The sequence below is a fragment of the Paenibacillus kribbensis genome, assembly GCF_001705305.1.
In the GTDB taxonomy this organism is placed as follows: domain Bacteria; phylum Bacillota; class Bacilli; order Paenibacillales; family Paenibacillaceae; genus Paenibacillus; species Paenibacillus kribbensis_B.
Genome location: NZ_MCBP01000015.1, coordinates 17,830 through 36,713, shown reverse-complemented (window position 1 = coordinate 36,713; position 18,884 = coordinate 17,830). Strand labels below are relative to the sequence as shown.

The following is an 18,884-nucleotide window of genomic DNA, read 5'->3' as shown; positions in this document are numbered from 1 at the left end:
GAATAATTATGATTTATGGTTATAGCCTTTTGTCCCCAAAATTCAAGATAGTTTTGCCTATACTCGGTCAATGAGGAAGAGATGCTGTATTGTAAGCCGCAACAAGATACCTTATTTTTAGGCTCAATTGGTAACTATGCTTATCTTACTCAGAATGAACGTCTTTTTCGCGTTCTCCATCTAGCCGTAGAACATTCTGAAGAGATTCTGGTGATATCCGGCATCAGTAAGAATCGAAACTCAAATTCAGATGCTGCCCTTTGTATGTAATTGTAATTTTTGAACATCCATAAGCCTATTTTACCATCTCAATACCAAGACTCATGGAAATCGCCCTTCAACTAGCCTACCAGGCCAATTTAAGGGCGATTAATATTGGTTATATTACCGATTGAGATCGAAACGGCTAGCGTTGAATCAGCTTAACTTACCGGTCAAAAATTGTGCCTCCCCTAGTCCAAAACTCCAATCATCATCATTATTTTCAACAATAGATACCATTAAATCGGTTGGTGCGATGCCGCATTCAGCTTCTAACCTTTCAGCCAGTAAGGAATAGAGCTTTTGTTTCTTCTCTTTTGGCCGGGCTTTGCTTATTATAGAGAGAATAACTAGACTATCGGTACGGTTAAATCCTAGCCCAGTATCCTCAATAATCATATGGTCCGCCGGGTGTTCGTGAACGATTTGATAACGATCTCGCTCAGGAACGTCAAAGGCTTCCACAACAACTTGGTGGGCAACATCCAAAAGTTTTTTCAGGCTTGCTTTATCTCGTCCTTTAATAAGATCAAAACGAAGTAATGGCATTTTAACTTCCTCCTTTTAATAAAAATTATTTTTCCCTATTTATTATCAACCATTCTAATAAAAGAAAATTTCCGGACAAGAACACTGGCTTGATCAATGGTTTGTTTTACAATTGAAGCGGCAGGTTGGTCGCCTGCTAACCGAAGACCCTGGCCCGCCCAAAGTGACATATACTCGGGTTTGTTCGCTTTTGCAGCCGCCTGACGAATGTCCCGGGTCATCGCGTTTTGAATGGGGTAAGCCGGAATTGTTCCTGGGTACTGATGCATGTCAATCATAAATTTTGTTTGAATGCCTCTTGAAGCTTTTCCGGAGTATGCACGTGTAATTTCAGTGGAGTCCTCATTTGTGGAGAGGATTTTCTGTTTGTACGTTTCGTGGGCGCCGCTCTCGGGGCAGGCTAGAAACGCAGTGCCCATCTGTACTGCAGCGGCTCCTAATGCAAGGCTTGCTGCAAGTCCCCGCCCATCCATGATTCCCCCCGCTGCGATGACCGGGATCGACACATGGTCAACGATCTGCGGAACAATAGCCATGGTTCCTATCAAAGCATGGGAAGGGTCTTTCATGAAGGTCCCCCTATGCCCGCCTGCTTCGCTCCCCTGAGCCACAATTGCATCTGCACCAGCTGCTTCCAATTGCTTGGCTTCATCAACAGTTGTTGCAGTTCCAATGATGAATATTCCATGCTGTTTCATGGTTTGGATCACGTCTTGAGATGGTATGCCAAAAGTGAAACTAAATACGGGGACACGCTCCTCCAACAGTACCTGTACCTGCTCCTCAAATGATTCTGAAAACTTCATAATCGCTGGATTTTGAGCAGTGCCAAATTTGATGCGGTATTTATTCAGATAATCTGTCATCCGGTAAATTGCTTCTTCCGAATCTTCTGATTGCTCAGGCACAAACAAGTTTACTCCAAAAGGCTGGTCCGTTCGTTGCTTGATCTTTTGGATCTCGCTACGGAGTTGCTCCGGTGTTAAGTATCCGCCCCCCAAGTTGCCTAGCCCACCGGCATTTGAAACTGCCGCTACTAATTCGGGCGTCGAAACGCCACCAGCCATCGGCGCTTGAAAAATCGGGTATCGAATTTTAAGAGCACGCGTCAAATCAGTCTCAAACACCTTTAAAAACCTCCTTTTATTGTAAAATCTCAGACTTTTCAATTACATTCGTTAATAGCGTCCAATCTTTTGAACAGATCTTTTAATTTAGCCTTATCCTCGACTTTGACCCCTGAACAATAGAAAGAAATATTACCGTTGCCTTCATCTAAAGAATTCATTTCTTCCAGTACTTTTTTTAGATTTTTTGCAGTACCATTATTTCCATCAATTATATTAACATCCGATGAAAATAATTTTCTAAATATATCTTTATAGTAAGAAAAGTGAGTACATCCTAAAACAATAGTTTCATACTTACTTAAATCATATATAGATAATTGTTCTTGAAGATAAGGCAGCACTATTTGCTCGTTAAACTCAAAACTTTCTGCAAACTGAACTAATTTCGGAAGAGGTAATAAATCAACAACATGTTCGTTATCTAATTTAGTAATAAGATTTTGAAGTCTTTCTTCCCTTAGAGTCAAAGCAGTAGCAGTTACTAAAACTCGTTTATCTATATTTTTTTGTTTTAACAGCTGGTTTTACGGCAGGCTCCATACCAATGATTGGAATACTGTATTTTGCCCTTATTTCTTCGATTGCTGCGCTTGTGGCAGTATTACAAGCAATCACTATCGCTTTTACTTTTTGCTGGCTAATAAATTCTATAGCATTTAAAACATACTTTTTAAGTATCATCTTTCGTTTTGCTCCCATATGGAACATTTAATGTATCATGCAATACAGTAATGCCTCCAATACCAGAATCAAAAAAAACTATTTGCATTTTTTATTCCTCCAATAAAGGAATCAATTCACCAATTCCATTTGTCCAAGATCTAACTAAGCTCTTGATCAGGATGAATACGAGCATGGTCCAAATTTCCTGCCGCTCTTTTTTTACTTGAATTAACTGCACCGGATAGCAATATAATTGCAGCAGCAACAAGCACCAAAGCGGAAAGAAGTAATGATAGGTTGTAGCTATGCGCCACTTCCAACACAATTCCGGCTCCGATTGGACCGAGTATTTGACCTATACCATAAAATCCTGTCATCAAAGCAATTGCTCTATTACCACTGGATGGTCTAGACATACGAGCCGCGGCGAGAGCAAGCATGGAAATGCCCATAAACGTGCCTCCAAAAAGGACAGATCCTAATGTCACGCCGAATATATTGGGAAGCCATACAGGCAGTATGATCCCAACAGCTTGCAGGATAAGTGCAATAATCAATGGTTTGATGTAACCAACTTTACTCGCCCACCAGGACCAGATCACTGTTGATGGTACCGCCGCTATCCCAACGATAATCCAGCTAAAGTCAGCAAAAATTGACATATAAGGCATTTGCTTAACCATCGCCACAAGAAACGTCGCGCTTACTATATAACCTAACCCCTCAAGTCCATAAGCAACAAGTAGCCAGCCGAAGATAGATGGATTTTCCGCTGATGAACTCAGGGATTCAGCATTTTGAGTTATAGGTTTTGGCTCTTTATCGTGGATAAATGACCAAACAGGTATGATGAGGATGATACTGATGATCAAAAGCCCGATCCAAGTTCCCCTCCAAGTGAAAAAGCTAAGAACTGGCGTAAGTAACCCAGCTAAAACAATGCCTATACCAACCCCGCCGTAAAATATACCTACCCATTTTTCACGTTTATCTGAAAACAGCGCATCCAACACTAAACTTGATGATAGAACGAAAATAAGACCACTGCTAAATCCAGCCAGAAAGCGCAAAATCATCCACCATAAAAATGATGAAGTGATTCCCATAAGTCCTGTTAAAATAATGCAGAGTACCAATTGCATCCGGAGATGATAGGCTCTTCGGGACCCCCATGTTATGAAACCTGCACCAAAGGCAGCGATAAGGTAACCCAAGTTATTACTCCCTGCCAAATATCCGGATCCCGTAGCGGATAGATGAGCTTGTGATTGCATCAATGGAAGTATGGAAGTATATGAAAAACGTCCGATCCCCATTGAAATGATGAGCATAACTAATCCACCGATCATGGTCTTTGTGGAATTAAACAATTTCGCATTTTTAGCTCCTGAATTCTCCATGAGACTGACTTGTCACCCTTCTAAATTCAAATTATCCCTATTCCACCCTTTTATTGTTTTTCAAAAAATCCAACATTTGCTTTCCGATTTCATATGCATGTGTTTCCAATGCAAAGTGCCCAGTATCTAATAAATGAATCTCGGTTTTAGGTAAATCCTTTTTAAAAGCTTCAGCACCAGCCGGAATAAATGAAACATCATTTTTACCCCACGTTGCTAATAAGGGCGGCTGATATTCGCGAAGATACTGCTGAAACTCCGGATACATTTTTACATTATTTTGGTAATCAAAAATTAAATCCAATTGTTTCTCATCATTTCCCAGCCGGGACATATAAGCAATATCAAGAGTATAGCCATCTGGGGAAACTTGGCTTTCCTTTGTTCCATCAACATATTGGCCCTTGATCGTGTTAGTCGCAAATGCTGCCCTATAACTTTCTCTTTTTTCTTGTGTAGGATAACGCCAATAATCTTCTCGTGCCGCCCATTTTTCCCCTAGTCCTTCACGATAAATGTTGCCATTTTGGCTTATTATTGCTGTTACACGTTCTGGATGGTGCATAGCTATACGAAAGCCAATAGGGGCTCCGTAGTCAAAGACATATAACGCATATTTAGCAAGCCCTAGTTTATCGATGAAAGTTTCGATAATTTCAGTAATATGGTCAAATGTATACTGGAAATCTTCTCTGTCAGGTGATGAGGTATTCCCGAACCCCGGATAATCAGGAGCAATTAAATAGTAGTCTTTTTCTAAAATAGGTATTAGCTCTCTAAACATATGACTTGCGGACGGAAAGCCATGAAGCAATAAAATGACTGGATTATTCGGATTACCAGCCTCACGATAAAATACGTTTAATCCTTCTATCTCTAATGAATGATAAGTCGTCATACTACAACCTCCTGTTTTCTTCATAAGACCTGCCGCTTACTAAACTAATTGTAACTCCTCACAAATATCGTGTAAAATGAATTTATACGATTTGTAATATCAAAATTATCAATAATAAAATGGAGGAATGACGGTGGACATCCGGGACTTGCAGATTTTTCTGGCAGTTGCGAACGAAGGAAGTATTACCAAAGCAGCTGAAAAAATGGAATATGTTCAGTCGAGTATAAGCATCCGTATCCAGCAGCTTGAAAAAGAGCTGAAAACAGCGCTATTTCGTCGTGGGCGGCAAGGGGTTCGGCTCACAACATCCGGAGAGACACTCAAGTCCTATGCTGAGAAAATTGTCTTTCTTACTCAAGAGGCGGAACGAGTCGTGTCAGATAACTCGATCCCAAGAGGGCCGCTTCGGATCGGATCGCCCGAAACGACAGCTGCGATTCGGCTACCGTCTATTCTCACCGATTACCATAAATCTTATCCAGAGGTGGATTTGGCATTAAAAACTGGCACGACGGAAGAACTTATCCATTTAGTGTTGAAATACGAGTTGGACGGTGCTTTCGTAGCTGCACCAGTCCAGCACCCAGAGCTCGATATTATAGAGGTTGGGGTTGAGGAACTTGCACTCATATCAGGAGGACAATTTCCCTCAATCGATCAACCGGAACAATTACGAAATTTGACTTTACTGGTTTTTCGTGCTGGTTGTTCTTATCGTCAAAAACTCGAGGACTGGTTACGTCTGAAAGGAATTATACCCGCAAAGATCATGGAATTCGGAACATTGGAGGGAATCCTCGGATGTATTCACGCTGGCCTCGGTGTCTCCCTTTTACCTCGCTCGGTAATTGAGAGAGCCATGGTTCAATATAACTTACGCTCTCATAAGATATCGGATAAATCCTATATAACACCGATTCTATTCATACGTCGTAAAGATACTTATGAAACTGCAGCTACGTCCGAATTTATCCGGATTTCAAAACAGAGGTTCAACCTTACTTAACCTGCCAGCGAAAGTTATCGATAATATCCTACATTTTAGAGCACCATATTAACGAGAACAAACCATACTGTGTATTAACTTATAGAAACCGCAGCCTTCTAGCGGACTACGGTTTCTATAGAATCATATTTCATTAATCCACTGAATGAAGGATATCATCCTTTAGCTTCTTCAGAAGTTAATAGTAACAATTGATTCGAGTTTGGGTTTTTAAAATTGATTTGGACCTGATCATAATTAAATGAATTCGTAACAACGATCATTACTGTTGGATCATAGCCTGCAGCTACGATTTGCTTCAAATCAAACTCAACCAATTTGTCACCAATCGTAATTTGGTCGTTTTCCTTCACTACAGGTTTGAAATGCTGTCCTTTTAATTTTACTGTATTAATGCCAATATGAATCAAAAGCTCAATTCCAGAATCAGATACAATACCGATCGCATGTCCTGTTTTGTACACACTGGTTACCTTACCATTTACAGGTGCACTAACTATTCCATTTGCTGGTACAATACCAGCCCCCTTACCCATTGCTTCAGAAGCAAACACTTCATCGTTTACAGTAGTTAGGGGAACTACTTGGCCTTCCACAGGCACCAAAACCTCATTAGGAAGAGCCGTTGTGGTGGGCTGAATCACATTTTTATTAGTTACGCCGAAGAAATACGTTAGAATAACAGCTCCAAAGAAAGCAATGATCAATCCGATCACTTCCCCTAGGAAACCTTGGCCTAAATAGGTTGGAATCGCCAACAAACTTGGGAATGTGAATGTGGATGCGTGCACTTCAAAAGAACCAATTACGGCACCACCAATACCAGCAGCTATCATTGCGCAGTAAAATGGGCGTTTTAATTTCAAAGTTACACCGTAGATTGCTGGTTCTGTGATCCCAAAAATAGCTGTTATTGCTGCTGAGCCGGATAATCCTTTTAGCTTTTGATCCTTGGTTCTCAAAAACACACCGAGGGCTGCACCGGCTTGAGAAAGTACAGCTGCACATACAATAGGCAACCATTGATCGTATCCTTGGTTAGCAACGTTGTTGATCATAAGGGTAATTAATGCCCAATGTACTCCGAAGATAACGATGGATTGGTGGAACGCCCCTAATACTAATCCGGCCAGTAACGGAGAAAAACCATAGATCGCTAACAATATCCAGGCAAACACATCACTAATTTTGGTTCCCACCGGCCCAATGACGGCCAAGGTTACAGGCAACATGATTACCAGTGAAGCCAGTGGGGTCAACATGTTGCGAATCGATTCCGGGAAAATTTTGTTCAAGAACGGTTCCAAGTAGGAAAGACCCCAGATAGACAACAATATAGGAAATACAGAGGCAGTGTACGTAATCGGTACAAGCGGTATACCAAAGAAATCAATGGTTTGTGAGTTAGAAACAAGTTCCACCAAGGAAGGGTGAATGAGTGCCCCAGCCAACGACACTGCTACGAATTGATTCACCTTTAGCTTTTTGGCCGCTGTAAATGCCAAGAATATGGGCAAGAAGTAAAAAATGGCATCGCTTGCTGCATTCCACACTTTATATGCACCACTGTCGTTGGACAACCAGTTTAGTGTTGTAACCAAAGCCAAGATTCCTTTTAAAATCCCCGCACCTGCAAGAGCTCCAAGGAAAGGGGTAAACACAGCGGATACGAAGTCCATCAATTGACTTATTGGATTAAATTTTTCATTTTTCTTATCTGAAGCGCTTTCATGGTTAGCAGCAGCATGTGTGGCCATTCCTGGTAACGAGGTCAGTTCTTCATAGACTTGAGCTACAGAGTTACCAACGACAACCTGATACTGACCAGCACTATTCACAACGGTTATGACCCCATCGGTGTTTTCAATCTTTTTCGTATCTGCAGCATTGACATCTTCTAATTTAAACCGCAATCTTGTAGCACAATGCCAAACCGCGTTGACGTTTTCTTTACCACCTACACCATCAAGTATTTCCTTTGCCAACTTTTGATAACTCATTGTTTTCCCCCCTAGTTAAATGCCCGGATCATCTCTGTTAATTCCATATCACTTTGAACACAGAAGCTGATCCGGGGTTGCCTTATTCATTTTTGTTAATTCTCATTTGAACTATTCACACATGGATAGGAGCATTCCTTACCGTTTGAATCAATAACCTGCTTATACCAGTAGAAACTATCTTTATAATGAAATTGACCACTGCCGTTTCCTTCATCATCATAATCGACATAAATAAAGCCATATCGTTTGCTCATTTCTGCAGTGCCTGCACTGATAATATCGAACGGAGCCCATGAACAATAAGCAAAAATGTCCGCTCCTTCACGTATCGCTTCTTTCATGGCGGCAATATGATCCTGATGGTATTCAATACGATAGTCGTCATGAACCTGATTATCATCTGTTAATACATCTTTGAATCCAATGCCGTTTTCTGCAATCATCATTGGAACATGATATCTATCCCAATAGTTGGACATGCAGAGATACAGCCCCGATGCATTGATAGACCAGCCCCAACGATTCGCTTTTAAATGGGGATTCTTGACGGTTGAATTCGGGTCCATTGAATTTTCACTCGCCTTGACCGTGTTGGACCAATAATAGGATACGGCAAGGAAATCCGCTGTATTGTTTCTGAGAAGTTCTTTTTCCGCTTCCTTGATATTCAGTTGAATACCGTTTTCCTCAAAGTAAGCGTATGCGTATTCTGGATATTCTCCTCGTATGAGCACATCGCTATAAAAATATTGCATCCGGTTCCGTTTAAAGTTCAATTTTACATCTTCAGGCTCACATGAATACGGTGCTGTTAAAGTGTCGGCTAACATCATACCTAACTGAAGGGTTGAATTCAGTTTGTGGCCAAACTCTGTTATCTTCGAAGAAGCAATGAACTGATGATGTATAGCCTGGAATTTCGCCTGTTCATAGTCATCAACTTTATCCTTTAGTATCCCTAGAGAAGCAAATGCCTCTTTGTGAACTAAGTTAATCTGGTTAATGATAATCCAGTACTTCACTGTCTTTTGAAATCTTTGTAGTAATGTTTGCCCATACTTCACAAAATAATCGATCAGTTTGGGATTCGTCCAACCTCCGTATTGCTCTACCAAATTTAATGGCATTTCGTAATGGAACATGGTGACGATGGGCTCAATATTCTTTTGTTTCATGTAATCGAACAATTGTTCATAGAAGGCTAAGCCTTGCTCATTTGGGAATTCATCATCCCCATTTGGAAAAATTCTACTCCATGAAATGGATAACCGTAATGTTTTTACATGCATTTCAGCTAAAACATCGATATATTCTTTATAGCGATCATAAAAACGGACCCCTTGACGTTTAGGATAATAATAGGAACCATTTTTATAGCGTTCGTAAATTTCTGAATCCATATCATTGAAATGCAGATCCGTAGGTTTAGCACCTGGTACAAAGGGCTGAATATCAGCAGTACTAAGACCTCTTCTATCCTTCCGATATGCGCCTTCTGCTTGGTTAGCAGCGATCGCCCCTCCCCATAAAAAATCGTCTCTGATGTCTCTCATGTGGGTTCCCTCACAATACTAATTTAAAATTTTTGAACAACAATAACGCCTACGATAACCAACAGAGCTCCCACCAATCGTGGAACATTCAAGGTATGCATCGTTGCGCCAATTAACCCAAAGTGGTCGATGATAATCGAAATAATAACCTGGCCTGCCAACACATAACCTACGGTAGCCGCCACTCCGATTCTGGGCATAAGGATTGTTGTCGCCAACACGTAAAAAGCTCCTAAGAGTCCTCCTGTCCACATCCACCATGGAGCTTCAAACCACTCTTTTTTGACAAATGATCCTTTCGTGAAAAAAGAAATCATAATTAGCGAAACAGCTCCTACTGTGAAGGAAATGGCTGAAGCGGTAATGGGTGAACCGACAACGGCCCTTAGCTGAGAATTTACGCTGAATTGAGTGGGTAATGCCATTCCAGCCAGCAATGCAAATATCATAAAAAATATTGCCATTGTTCTGTTTTCCTTTCGTTCGAAAAATGATCACTCCAGAATCGAGATGAGTTAAGCGTTCTCAATATTTCCCATTCAATGAAACATGAAAACATATATTTCATCTAATTGAATGGTTTAGTGCCTCCTCTCGAAAGCAAAATAACTGTCATATTGACCCTTGAATAACCCGTCTAATCTCAGGACTACACTGGAATGAAGAGTACTGATTTAACCATTGATTATTTGCTAACAATCCGAGTATAATTCAGTTATATAAATTAGTAAAATTAATATATAGTATGGGAGGTATACTAAAAACTTATATGAATATTAATTTTGAACTGTATAAGGTTTTTTATATCACTGTAAAGGCTGGAAGTATGTCTAATGCAGCAAAAGAATTATTTACTTCTCAATCAGCCGTCAGCCAGTCGATTAAACTATTAGAAAGCAAAATGGGAAGGAAGTTATTCCATAGAAAAGCTCAAGGTGTGACTCTAACTTCAGAAGGAAAAATCCTATTTCAATACGTTGAACAGAGCTACGAACTTTTACAAGCAGCAGAAAGAAAGTTCGAGGAGTTTAATAATTTGGATGCCGGTGAACTTAGAATAGCTGCAAGTACTACCGCCTGTAGCAATTTTCTAATGGAATACTTAGAATCATATTCTTTGTCATATCCCAACATTGAGATATTTATTAAAGACCAATCTACTCATATGACGGTTAAACAACTAGAATCAGGTGAAGTCGATATCGGCATTATCAACTTGGATGTAAAACAAGATTCATTATCAGTGATCGGAAAAATAGAAATAGAGGATTGTTTTGTTGTAGGTGAAAGGTTTAGAGAACTAAGTGAGACGGAAACGTCACTACGTGAGCTAGTAGCAAACTATCCAATCAATTTACTGCAGAAGGGGTTAAACACTAGAAATTACATTGAGAATGTTCTTGCTTCATATGAATTAAAGGTAACCCCTAAAGCAGAATTAAGCACGATGGAATTGCTCATTGAGTTTGCAAAGAAAGGGTTGGGTGTTTCATGTGTCATCAAAGATTTCATTCACGAATATGTTGACCGTGAAGAATTGTTTGTTATACCTATCAAAGAAAATATACCAAAGAGGTATCTAAGCATAGCTGTCCAAAAAAATCTTCCTCTAACTTCAGCTGCTCAAAAATTTATTGAACTTTTCCATAGTAATCCTGTCTAAAAGTTTTTAAAAAGCACTAAAAGACGCTGTTAAGCAACTTTTAGTGCAAAATCATTTAACAAAACAATCCCCTCAATAATCTTACATTCGATAAATTTCTTTAAGACTGTCTTTTAGCGACATTGGTTTTCTGCCTAACAGCATCTCCATATCATCCGTTGATATGTATACCGTCCATCCCTATGCACTCAGTTGATGAGATCGTAGAACAAATGAGTGAAATTCACTTCAATAATGTATTGAATTTATTACAAAGTATTTGATTAATCAGAGTATTAAAGATAGAGTTACCACATCTTTATAGTAAGTATTAATGTCTAGTCAGTAATCAGAATAAATTCTTATCCCTGATTTGTACGACAGGTACTTATGGTCCTTTCGCAACAAAAAACCGTTAACCATTCTCAGATTAACGGTTTCTATTTAGATTATTTCATTAGTTTATTGATTTAATTAGATTCAATACTCCTCTAATAAGCTCATCAGCTTTTCCATAAGGGTAATTGGTAATAGATGACTCGAAGTATTTACCGTATTGTTCTTTATCTACAGCATAACCATTATATTCATTAGCGTATGCAAGGATGAATGCAGGCTTTCCATCTTGGGAGCGGATTAGTTGGCCAAGGTTATAAACGATTTCACCCGGTATCGTTACAAATCTAATATCATCGAATTCATATAAATGTACTGTTGGATCTATGGTTTTATCAATATTCAATGTAAAACTCGAAATGGATAAATTGTCCATAGAAATCTCTCTAAAGTCTTTTACCTCAGAAAGAACTCTCGCTATACCCTTTCCAATTCTGCGAGTTTCTTCGAAATCATCACCTTTTCGGGTAAACCGTGTGCTAACGTCGCCGCATTCTCCATTCATGATTATGGCTGGAGCTTGATTTAAATTAAAATATTCTTCTCTCAATTCACCTATATAATCACTTGAAATGAAAAGATTATCTTTTGCCAAAACCGTTGGGTGGCACGCAATATTGATTAAGCTTACCAAAGGACAATTTGAATTATTTCTAAATTGCAGTATATACCCTTTATTATTAAAAGGGAGCGATTTGTCGTTTCTATTACAGTAATAGCCATTAATTTCACATGTTCCGTAATAGGCCCGTGCTTCCATTTTATTATTTAAACAAAATTCCGTATTTTTAACGATCATATCCAGCAATAATTGGAGATAATCCCTAGATGGCGTAATCTCCGGATAAAACGTCGTTGAAACTTTTGGCCCTGAATGAGTATGTGTAGCCTCGATAATGATGTTTTCTTTTGAAATTGAAAATTTCTCAGATAAAATGCTTTTAACTTTTTCGCCAAATTGTTTTTCGATTAAAATAAGATCAAGCACGTGAATTAAAATAATCTCATTACTTTCAATTAACAACGAATTGATTTCCAGATCATCGTGCTGTTCATAACTTATCCGATCCGCGTAGCCATCCATATGGCACGGTAGCTCCGGATTTATGAGTTGTTTTTTGAAGGAAATTTTCATTTTTTCTCCTTTCTGCCCGGATCTCTTAGGCCTGATCTGATTACAGCTTGCCGTAGCTTATCAATTCGATGTGATGATCCCTGATATACGTGAACAGATCCTGATTCATGAACAGTTTCAGATCCATCTCCCGCTCTTCGGCAAGAGAAGACAGAGCGCGCAGCTTGTCATCCGCATAGCCGGGATGGCCGGCAATTTCCACGACAGCGTCGGTGTCTTGCCAGCACTCCAGTATCGATCTCACTTTTTCTTCACTAACAGAGGGGCTGGACGGATCAAAGCATAGCCTGTCGGCCACCTTCACGCCTGACGCGACAATCCGCTCCTTTAGGCGCTCATCGTCGGCCATGGCATCGTCTCTTCGCATCGGCACCTGATATTCCTGTGCCAGTCCGATGACGATCGCCAGTATCTGCTCGTCCAATATGCTGAACCCGTGATGCGTGTCCAGGTGATTCATTTTAAGCCCCGTCCGCAGAAAGGTTTCGATCTGTGCCCGTAGCTCGTCCCTGATCTCCTGTTTATTGTATGAAGACGGAATCAGGTGCGGCTTGCGGTAAAAGTTCCCCTGCGGGTCGACAATACTGCTGACCTGTGCGGCGTCCAGCACCGGCTTTAAAAAGGTTATCGTGAGATGAACTCCCATCTCAGTTACTCCCGCTTCGCGGGCAAGTATGACAGAGCTCTGGAAATCAGGCGAATTGACGAGCGCAGAGGTATCGGTGATGAAACCGTCCCTCATCCCCTCAAGAATCCCTCGGCTGACCTCCGTCGTAATTCCGAAATCATCGGCATTTACTATCAATTTCATTACCAGTCACTCCTGTTTGCTTATTTTTAGAAGCTCTTGCAGCGGCTGAATCGGCCCTTGCGAAGCCGCAATCCGAATATCCCCGAACTCGTGTGTATTCGTAATGACGATCGGCGTTGTCAGCTTGAAGCCTTCGGCCTTTATGCCCTCCACATCGAATTCGATCAGTACATCCCCTTTGCGAACCGTATCGCCTTCACTTACCTTTTGCGAAAAATGCCGTCCCTTCAGTTTGACAGTATCGATGCCAATATGCATCAACACCTCCACTCCATCTTCCGCTCTCACGGCTATAGCATGCGAACTGCCCACGGTAACGGCAACCTTGCCGTCAAGCGGGGAGACCAGAACCCCTTTATCCGGTTCGATCGCGATCCCTTTACCCATCGATTCCGAAGAAAAAACGGCGTCTTCAACCTGCTCCAGGCCAACTACCCGGCCACTCAACGGACTTAAAACGGTCGCTTCGCTTTGTTGCGGAGCCAAAGCCTCAGCCTGATGTTCTGTGTGTGCGACTGCCGGCGTTGCCTTATTGTCCGTATCGTACCCGAACAAGAGAGGCAGAATGGCCGCCAGCGCCAGCGAAACAAGAAGGCCAATAACAAAATATAACACAGGCGACTGTGCTGGAAGCGTAAATATGTTCACGAAGAAATTGAAAGCGATCAGCTTAACACCCAATGCTCCCTCGACCGCCCCGCCGACAGCCGCAGCGATAATCAAATAGATGAGGGTTTTCCGGTAACGAAGGATGATGCCATACATAATGGGTTCTGTTACCCCTGACAAAATACCGGAAAGGAAAGTGGAGCCACTTAAAGCTTTCAGATCCTTGTCCCTGGTTTTAAGAAATACGCCCAGTGCAATTCCCATGGCTGCTGCGCTTGATGGTGCGAGCAGCGGGACTATCACATCCCCATTGCCAGTTGCCAGGTTACTCATAATGATCGGCACTACGGCCCAGTGAAGCCCCAGCAGTACGACAAAGAACCAGACTCCGCCGAGGATAGCGCCGGCAATAACCGGGTTTGCATTGATGAGAAAATTCACCGCCACACCAATCCACTGACCAACGTACACGCCAAACGGACCGATAAGGATGGCGGTCAAGGGCACCATAATAACCAGGGAAATAAACGGCACTGCAAAAAGCTGCAGGTTTTTATGAATGATTCGTTTCAGGAAACGTTCGAGCACAGCATACAGGCTAACCGCGATAAACATCGGAAACACCGATGATGCGTAATCTAACAGCGGGACAGGTATCCCGAGGAAAGAAGTCGAGCCACCGGTCGTTCCCAGCGCGGTAAAGCTCGGCTCCAGCAAAGCGGCTCCAATTGCGGCCGCGACGAAGGAGCTCACATTATAAACTCTGGCAATCGTTACACACAGCAGAATTGGAAGGAAATAGAATACCGAGTTTCCGGCAGCCGCAAGAATCGCATACGTGCTGCTGTCTACAGCTATCCAACCCAACCTCTCCAATACAATAAGCAGCGCTTTGACAAGGCCCGCCCCGGCGAACACCGGGATCAAGGGCGACAAGCTACCGGAGATAACACTGAAGATTTTGGAGGTCAGGCTTGTTTTTTGCACATCGTTTCCCTGTGCAGCCTCCTTGTTGGCGAAGCCACCCTCTTTATCGATGTGCTTATACACCTCCGATACATCGTTCCCGATAACTACTTGAAATTGTCCGCCGCCTACCACGACCTTCAATACCCCTGGAGTCTGTTCCAGCTTTTTAGCGTCAGCCCGCTCGTTGTTGTTCAGTACGAACCGCAGACGTGTTGCACAGTGAGTCAAGCTCTGTACGTTTTCTTTGCCTCCGACAAGATTCAAAATTTCTTTGGCCAATTTGGGGTGATCCATGAAATATAACCTCCTATTGATAAGTTTGACAATCATCCACTCAGCTCAGCTTTGGTAAATACATGTCATTTATTCGCCAAAAAAGAAAAACCTGAACTGATGCTTCTTCACGGGTACATCATTCCCATGAAGAAGCATCAGTTCAGGTTTCGCCTGCCGTACAGTCACAATCCCTTTGTATTCGATTGTTTTTGCCTTCATCTTCGCCGGTTAAATCTCCCGGCTCGTCAGCCGTTGAATGTGAATGACGAGATAAAACATTTCCTCGTTCGTCAGCTTTTTGTTGTAGTTATGGTTCAAATAATTTACCAGCTTTTGCGTACAAACATACGCCTCGGGATATTTCTCTCTGACTTGATCATAAAGGGAATCCTGTTCCTCCGGAATCAGCTCATTCTGGAGCATGCGGTATGCGAAGTACTTCAAATGCGTCATAAACCGGCTATAATTCAAGGACTCCTCATCGATCTTGATTCCATAATGGTATTTCACAATATTCGCTAAGTCATTTACAATCCGGGTCACGGTCACGGTATGTCTCATATCCTGCCCGGTATGCTGTGCGTTGACGAAATGCAAGGCAATGGAACCCGCTTCATCTTCCGGAAGACGAATACCCAGCTTCCGCTCAATCAGATCCAGCGCACCCAGCGCGATGCGGAACTCTTCTTTATAGAATTTTTTGATTTCCCAGAGCAGGACGTTCTTAATTTGCAGGCCTTCCTCAAATCTGACGAGAGCAAAGCTGATATGGTCGGTCAACGTGATATAAATGTTATCGCTCAGTTTCACGGACAGCTTCCGCTTCGCATATTCGATAATTTCATGAGAAAGCTCCAGATGCTCGGCCGGAATTTCACTAACCAGTCCCACCAGCTTATCGGTGTTTCCCTTGTCCAACACAAACCTTTTGTCTACCTTGGAAAAGTCGACGAATTCCGCATTGTGTTTGTTAAACCCGATGCCTTTTCCCATCACGATCATTTCATTCTGATGCTCATCGGCCAATAATATCACATTGTTATTGAAAATTTTTTTGATTTTCATTTAGCTCACCTTCATACCTTCTCGCAGTAGGATAATAAAAATACCTAAATTGAAACGATAATAACTGCTGCACATGGGCAACTTCATATCGTCACAATTTAGGTATCGCCTGCCGAACAGTCACAACCCCAAACGTTATTCATTAGATAAATTGATGAAATTCATTTTGGAAGCGCATTAATTTTGATATAAATATAGCATGATCACGGGAACAAATCAAGGGATTTTACATATGGTTTGATTTGGAAAAGACCGGTCATCATCTTTTTCAATGGGAATAATTAATTTTCTTAACTTTATACCTATTTCACAATCAAATAAACTTAAGAAGCAATGTAAACGTCGTTTAGCATTAACCATTTAATACGGTTTATAAATCTTGAGACACACGCACCAGAATGCGGCCACGAGTCTTAGATTTCAAAATATCGGAAAGCGCCTCAGGCAGTTCCTGCAGAGATACCTCGCGATCCACCAGCGTCTCCAACTGCTGCGGTTTTAAATCTTGTGCCATGCGTTTCCATAAATTAGCTCTCCGTTCTGCAGAGCAATAAACGGAGTCGATACCTAAAAGATTAACTCTACGCAAGATGAACGGCATAACGGTTGTCGGCACTTCTGTTCCTCCTGTCAAGCCACTAACAGCAACGGAACCTCCATACATGATTTTGCTCAGAATGGCTGCGAGCATATTACCGCCTACAGAGTCAACAGCGGCTTGCCACAGCTGTTTATTGAGCGGCTTACCGCTGTTTTCGACAACATCCTCGCGAGAGATAACTTCGCTTGCTCCGAGCGATTTCAAATAATCAGCAGCATCCGTTTTTCCTGTGCTGGCAACAACTTGATAGCCTTTCTTATGCAGCATGGACACAGCCGCGCCGCCAACACCACCAGTTGCTCCCGTAACCAAAATCTTTCCTTTCTCAGGTGATATTCCATTATCCTCCAAACGCATGATGGATAAAGCCGCAGTAAAGCCAGCCGTTCCGTAGATCATGGCTTCTTTTAATGTTAATCCGGCTGGAAGGGGTACAATCCAATCCGCTGGAATACGCGCATATTCACTAAATCCACCGTAGTGTGATACACCTACTTCATAACCGGTGACCAAAACCTGCTGTCCCTCTTGAAATCTAGGGTCAGTGGAGGAAACTACGCAACCTGACAAATCAATACCTGGTATGAAAGGATACGACCGAACAATTTTTCCTTCCGGAATACTTGCCAAACCATCTTTGTAATTTACGCTGGAATAGGCTACTTTAATCAAAACTTCTCCTGCGGGCAATTGCTCGAATGGAACATTTTTGATGCCGACTGAAAATGTGTCGTTTTTTTCAACAACTAATGCTTGAAACGTTGCAGCCATAAAATCGTCTCCTTTGTATGAAATTGCTTCAACTCATTTATATAAAATTTATTCTGTCCGGTCAACTTTTATTTGTAGTATAATACGGTTAGACGAATAGAAAGGAACAGATTGCAGAAATGAACAAACACTCAAAATGCTTTCAAATGATGGGGACAATTATTAATTTGTGCATTTATCATGAAAATGGGGATTACTTGCTAAATCAAGCTCAGAATATATTGAGGAAATTTGAAGCTCGTTATACCATCAACAGAACTTACTCTGAACTGATTGAAGTAAATCAAAACTCTGGCATTCAAGCTGTAACAGTTGGTGAGGATTTATACGATTTAGTTAAATTAGGAAAAGAAGTAAGTATTAATTCCAATGGTATTTTTAATATTGCTATCGGTCCTTTAGTAAAGTTATGGAATATTGGATTTAAACATGCGAGGGTACCAAGCAAAGAGGAAATTCGTGATTGTTTATCACTAATAAATCCCAAAAAAATTGAACTGAATGATTCCCAACACTCCATTTATCTGATGAAGAGGGGTATGGCCATTGATTTAGGCGCCATTGCTAAAGGATATTTTGCTGACCAGCTAAAACGATTCTTTATTGAACACGGAGTTAAAAATGGGGTTATTGATTTAGGTGGTAATGTCCTATCCATCGGATCTTCACCGGTACAGAGAGATGGTTATTGGCATGTAGGCATTCAAAATCCCTTTAAAAGTAGAGGGAATATTATTGGAGTTGTACTAACTAAAAATCGATCCGTTGTCACTTCAGGTATCTACGAACGTTACTTTCATCAAAAAAATAATACATACCACCATATCCTTGATTCAAAAACTGGTTACCCATTAGAGAATGACATTGCCAGCGTAACAATCATCTCCGACAATTCCGTTGCTGGCGAGATTTGGACAACGCTGGGATTTGCCGATTCAGCCAATATAAGCATTAAACGATTGGATGCCGAAAAAAATATTGAAGGAATCATCATAGCAAAAGACGGAAAAATGTTTGTCACTTCAGGATTAATGGCTGATCAATCAGTTGATACTGAACAAGCTTCTAATTTTTGGGTATCTAGTGTCTGTGAATAATCCCTTCAAAAAAGACAAGCCGAGCAAGCGGCCTCATTAAGATTGG

The 18,884-nt window shown here is 41.3% G+C and carries 16 protein-coding genes and 1 pseudogene; 3 read left to right on the top strand and 14 right to left on the bottom strand.

Going from position 1 to position 18,884, the window contains the following annotated elements; all coding sequences use genetic code 11:
* Window positions 1-417: 417 nt before the first annotated feature.
* From BAZ21_RS22290 to BAZ21_RS22270, 5 genes and pseudogenes are all read right to left on the bottom strand, one after another.
* Window positions 418-810 carry a tautomerase family protein gene (locus BAZ21_RS22290; protein WP_013371236.1) on the bottom strand — a complete coding sequence of 131 codons (393 nt, stop codon included), beginning with the start codon at window positions 808-810 and terminating at the stop codon, window positions 418-420.
* Between the two features lie 35 nt (window positions 811-845).
* Complete coding sequence (locus tag BAZ21_RS22285; protein WP_068505116.1) at window positions 846-1,937, bottom strand: NAD(P)H-dependent flavin oxidoreductase; 1,092 nt, start codon at window positions 1,935-1,937, stop codon at window positions 846-848.
* Window positions 1,938-1,975: 38 nt separating this feature from the next.
* Window positions 1,976-2,709, bottom strand: a pseudogene (gene murI / locus BAZ21_RS22280) (glutamate racemase).
* Window positions 2,710-2,761: 52 nt separating this feature from the next.
* Complete coding sequence (locus BAZ21_RS22275; protein WP_068505115.1) at window positions 2,762-4,003, bottom strand: YbfB/YjiJ family MFS transporter; 1,242 nt, start codon at window positions 4,001-4,003, stop codon at window positions 2,762-2,764.
* A 37-nt stretch (window positions 4,004-4,040) separates the two neighbouring features.
* Window positions 4,041-4,901, bottom strand: coding sequence for an alpha/beta fold hydrolase (locus BAZ21_RS22270; RefSeq protein ID WP_068505114.1), 861 nt, complete (start codon window positions 4,899-4,901; stop codon window positions 4,041-4,043).
* Window positions 4,902-5,034: 133 nt separating this feature from the next.
* On the opposite strand from BAZ21_RS22270, the gene BAZ21_RS22265 reads away from it, so the two are divergent.
* Entirely contained in the window at window positions 5,035-5,910 is an 876-nt protein-coding gene (locus BAZ21_RS22265) for a LysR family transcriptional regulator (protein ID WP_068505113.1), read from the top strand.
* A gap of 155 nt (window positions 5,911-6,065) precedes the next feature.
* Here the strand turns inward: BAZ21_RS22265 and BAZ21_RS22260 are convergent, their stop codons facing one another.
* The 3 genes from BAZ21_RS22260 to BAZ21_RS22250 form a co-directional block, all read right to left on the bottom strand.
* Entirely contained in the window at window positions 6,066-7,910 is a 1,845-nt protein-coding gene (locus tag BAZ21_RS22260) for a beta-glucoside-specific PTS transporter subunit IIABC (protein WP_068505112.1), read from the bottom strand.
* Between the two features lie 95 nt (window positions 7,911-8,005).
* Window positions 8,006-9,466, bottom strand: a complete 1,461-nt coding sequence (locus BAZ21_RS22255) for a glycoside hydrolase family 1 protein (RefSeq protein WP_068505111.1) — start codon at window positions 9,464-9,466, stop codon at window positions 8,006-8,008.
* 23 nt (window positions 9,467-9,489) lie between these two features.
* A complete protein-coding gene (locus tag BAZ21_RS22250; protein WP_068505110.1) occupies window positions 9,490-9,930 on the bottom strand; it encodes a DMT family transporter in 441 nt (146 codons plus the stop codon).
* 305 nt (window positions 9,931-10,235) lie between these two features.
* Here BAZ21_RS22250 and BAZ21_RS22245 point away from each other — a divergent pair, with 305 nt between their 5' ends.
* Window positions 10,236-11,129, top strand: coding sequence for a LysR family transcriptional regulator (locus BAZ21_RS22245; protein ID WP_068505109.1), 894 nt, complete (start codon window positions 10,236-10,238; stop codon window positions 11,127-11,129).
* 436 nt (window positions 11,130-11,565) lie between these two features.
* Here BAZ21_RS22245 and BAZ21_RS22240 read toward each other — a convergent pair whose 3' ends face one another.
* The 6 genes from BAZ21_RS22240 to BAZ21_RS22220 form a co-directional block, all read right to left on the bottom strand.
* Window positions 11,566-12,639, bottom strand: a complete 1,074-nt coding sequence (locus BAZ21_RS22240; RefSeq protein ID WP_068505108.1) for a hypothetical protein — start codon at window positions 12,637-12,639, stop codon at window positions 11,566-11,568.
* A gap of 40 nt (window positions 12,640-12,679) precedes the next feature.
* Window positions 12,680-13,450 carry a carbohydrate deacetylase gene (locus BAZ21_RS22235; RefSeq protein WP_068505107.1) on the bottom strand — a complete coding sequence of 257 codons (771 nt, stop codon included), beginning with the start codon at window positions 13,448-13,450 and terminating at the stop codon, window positions 12,680-12,682.
* A 6-nt stretch (window positions 13,451-13,456) separates the two neighbouring features.
* Window positions 13,457-15,322, bottom strand: coding sequence for a beta-glucoside-specific PTS transporter subunit IIABC (locus BAZ21_RS22230; RefSeq protein ID WP_068505106.1), 1,866 nt, complete (start codon window positions 15,320-15,322; stop codon window positions 13,457-13,459).
* Window positions 15,323-15,391: 69 nt separating this feature from the next.
* Entirely contained in the window at window positions 15,392-15,523 is a 132-nt protein-coding gene (locus BAZ21_RS29895) for a hypothetical protein (RefSeq protein WP_256022324.1), read from the bottom strand.
* Between the two features lie 9 nt (window positions 15,524-15,532).
* The gene (licT, locus tag BAZ21_RS22225; RefSeq protein ID WP_068505105.1) at window positions 15,533-16,369 is read right to left on the bottom strand and encodes a BglG family transcription antiterminator LicT; all 837 of its coding nucleotides are present in this window, start codon (window positions 16,367-16,369) and stop codon (window positions 15,533-15,535) included.
* 370 nt (window positions 16,370-16,739) lie between these two features.
* Window positions 16,740-17,741 (bottom strand): acrylyl-CoA reductase family protein, encoded by a 1,002-nt coding sequence (locus tag BAZ21_RS22220; RefSeq protein WP_068505104.1) that lies wholly within the window; start codon window positions 17,739-17,741, stop codon window positions 16,740-16,742.
* A gap of 119 nt (window positions 17,742-17,860) precedes the next feature.
* Here BAZ21_RS22220 and BAZ21_RS22215 point away from each other — a divergent pair, with 119 nt between their 5' ends.
* Window positions 17,861-18,838, top strand: a complete 978-nt coding sequence (locus BAZ21_RS22215; protein WP_068505103.1) for an FAD:protein FMN transferase — start codon at window positions 17,861-17,863, stop codon at window positions 18,836-18,838.
* Window positions 18,839-18,884 lie beyond the last annotated feature (46 nt).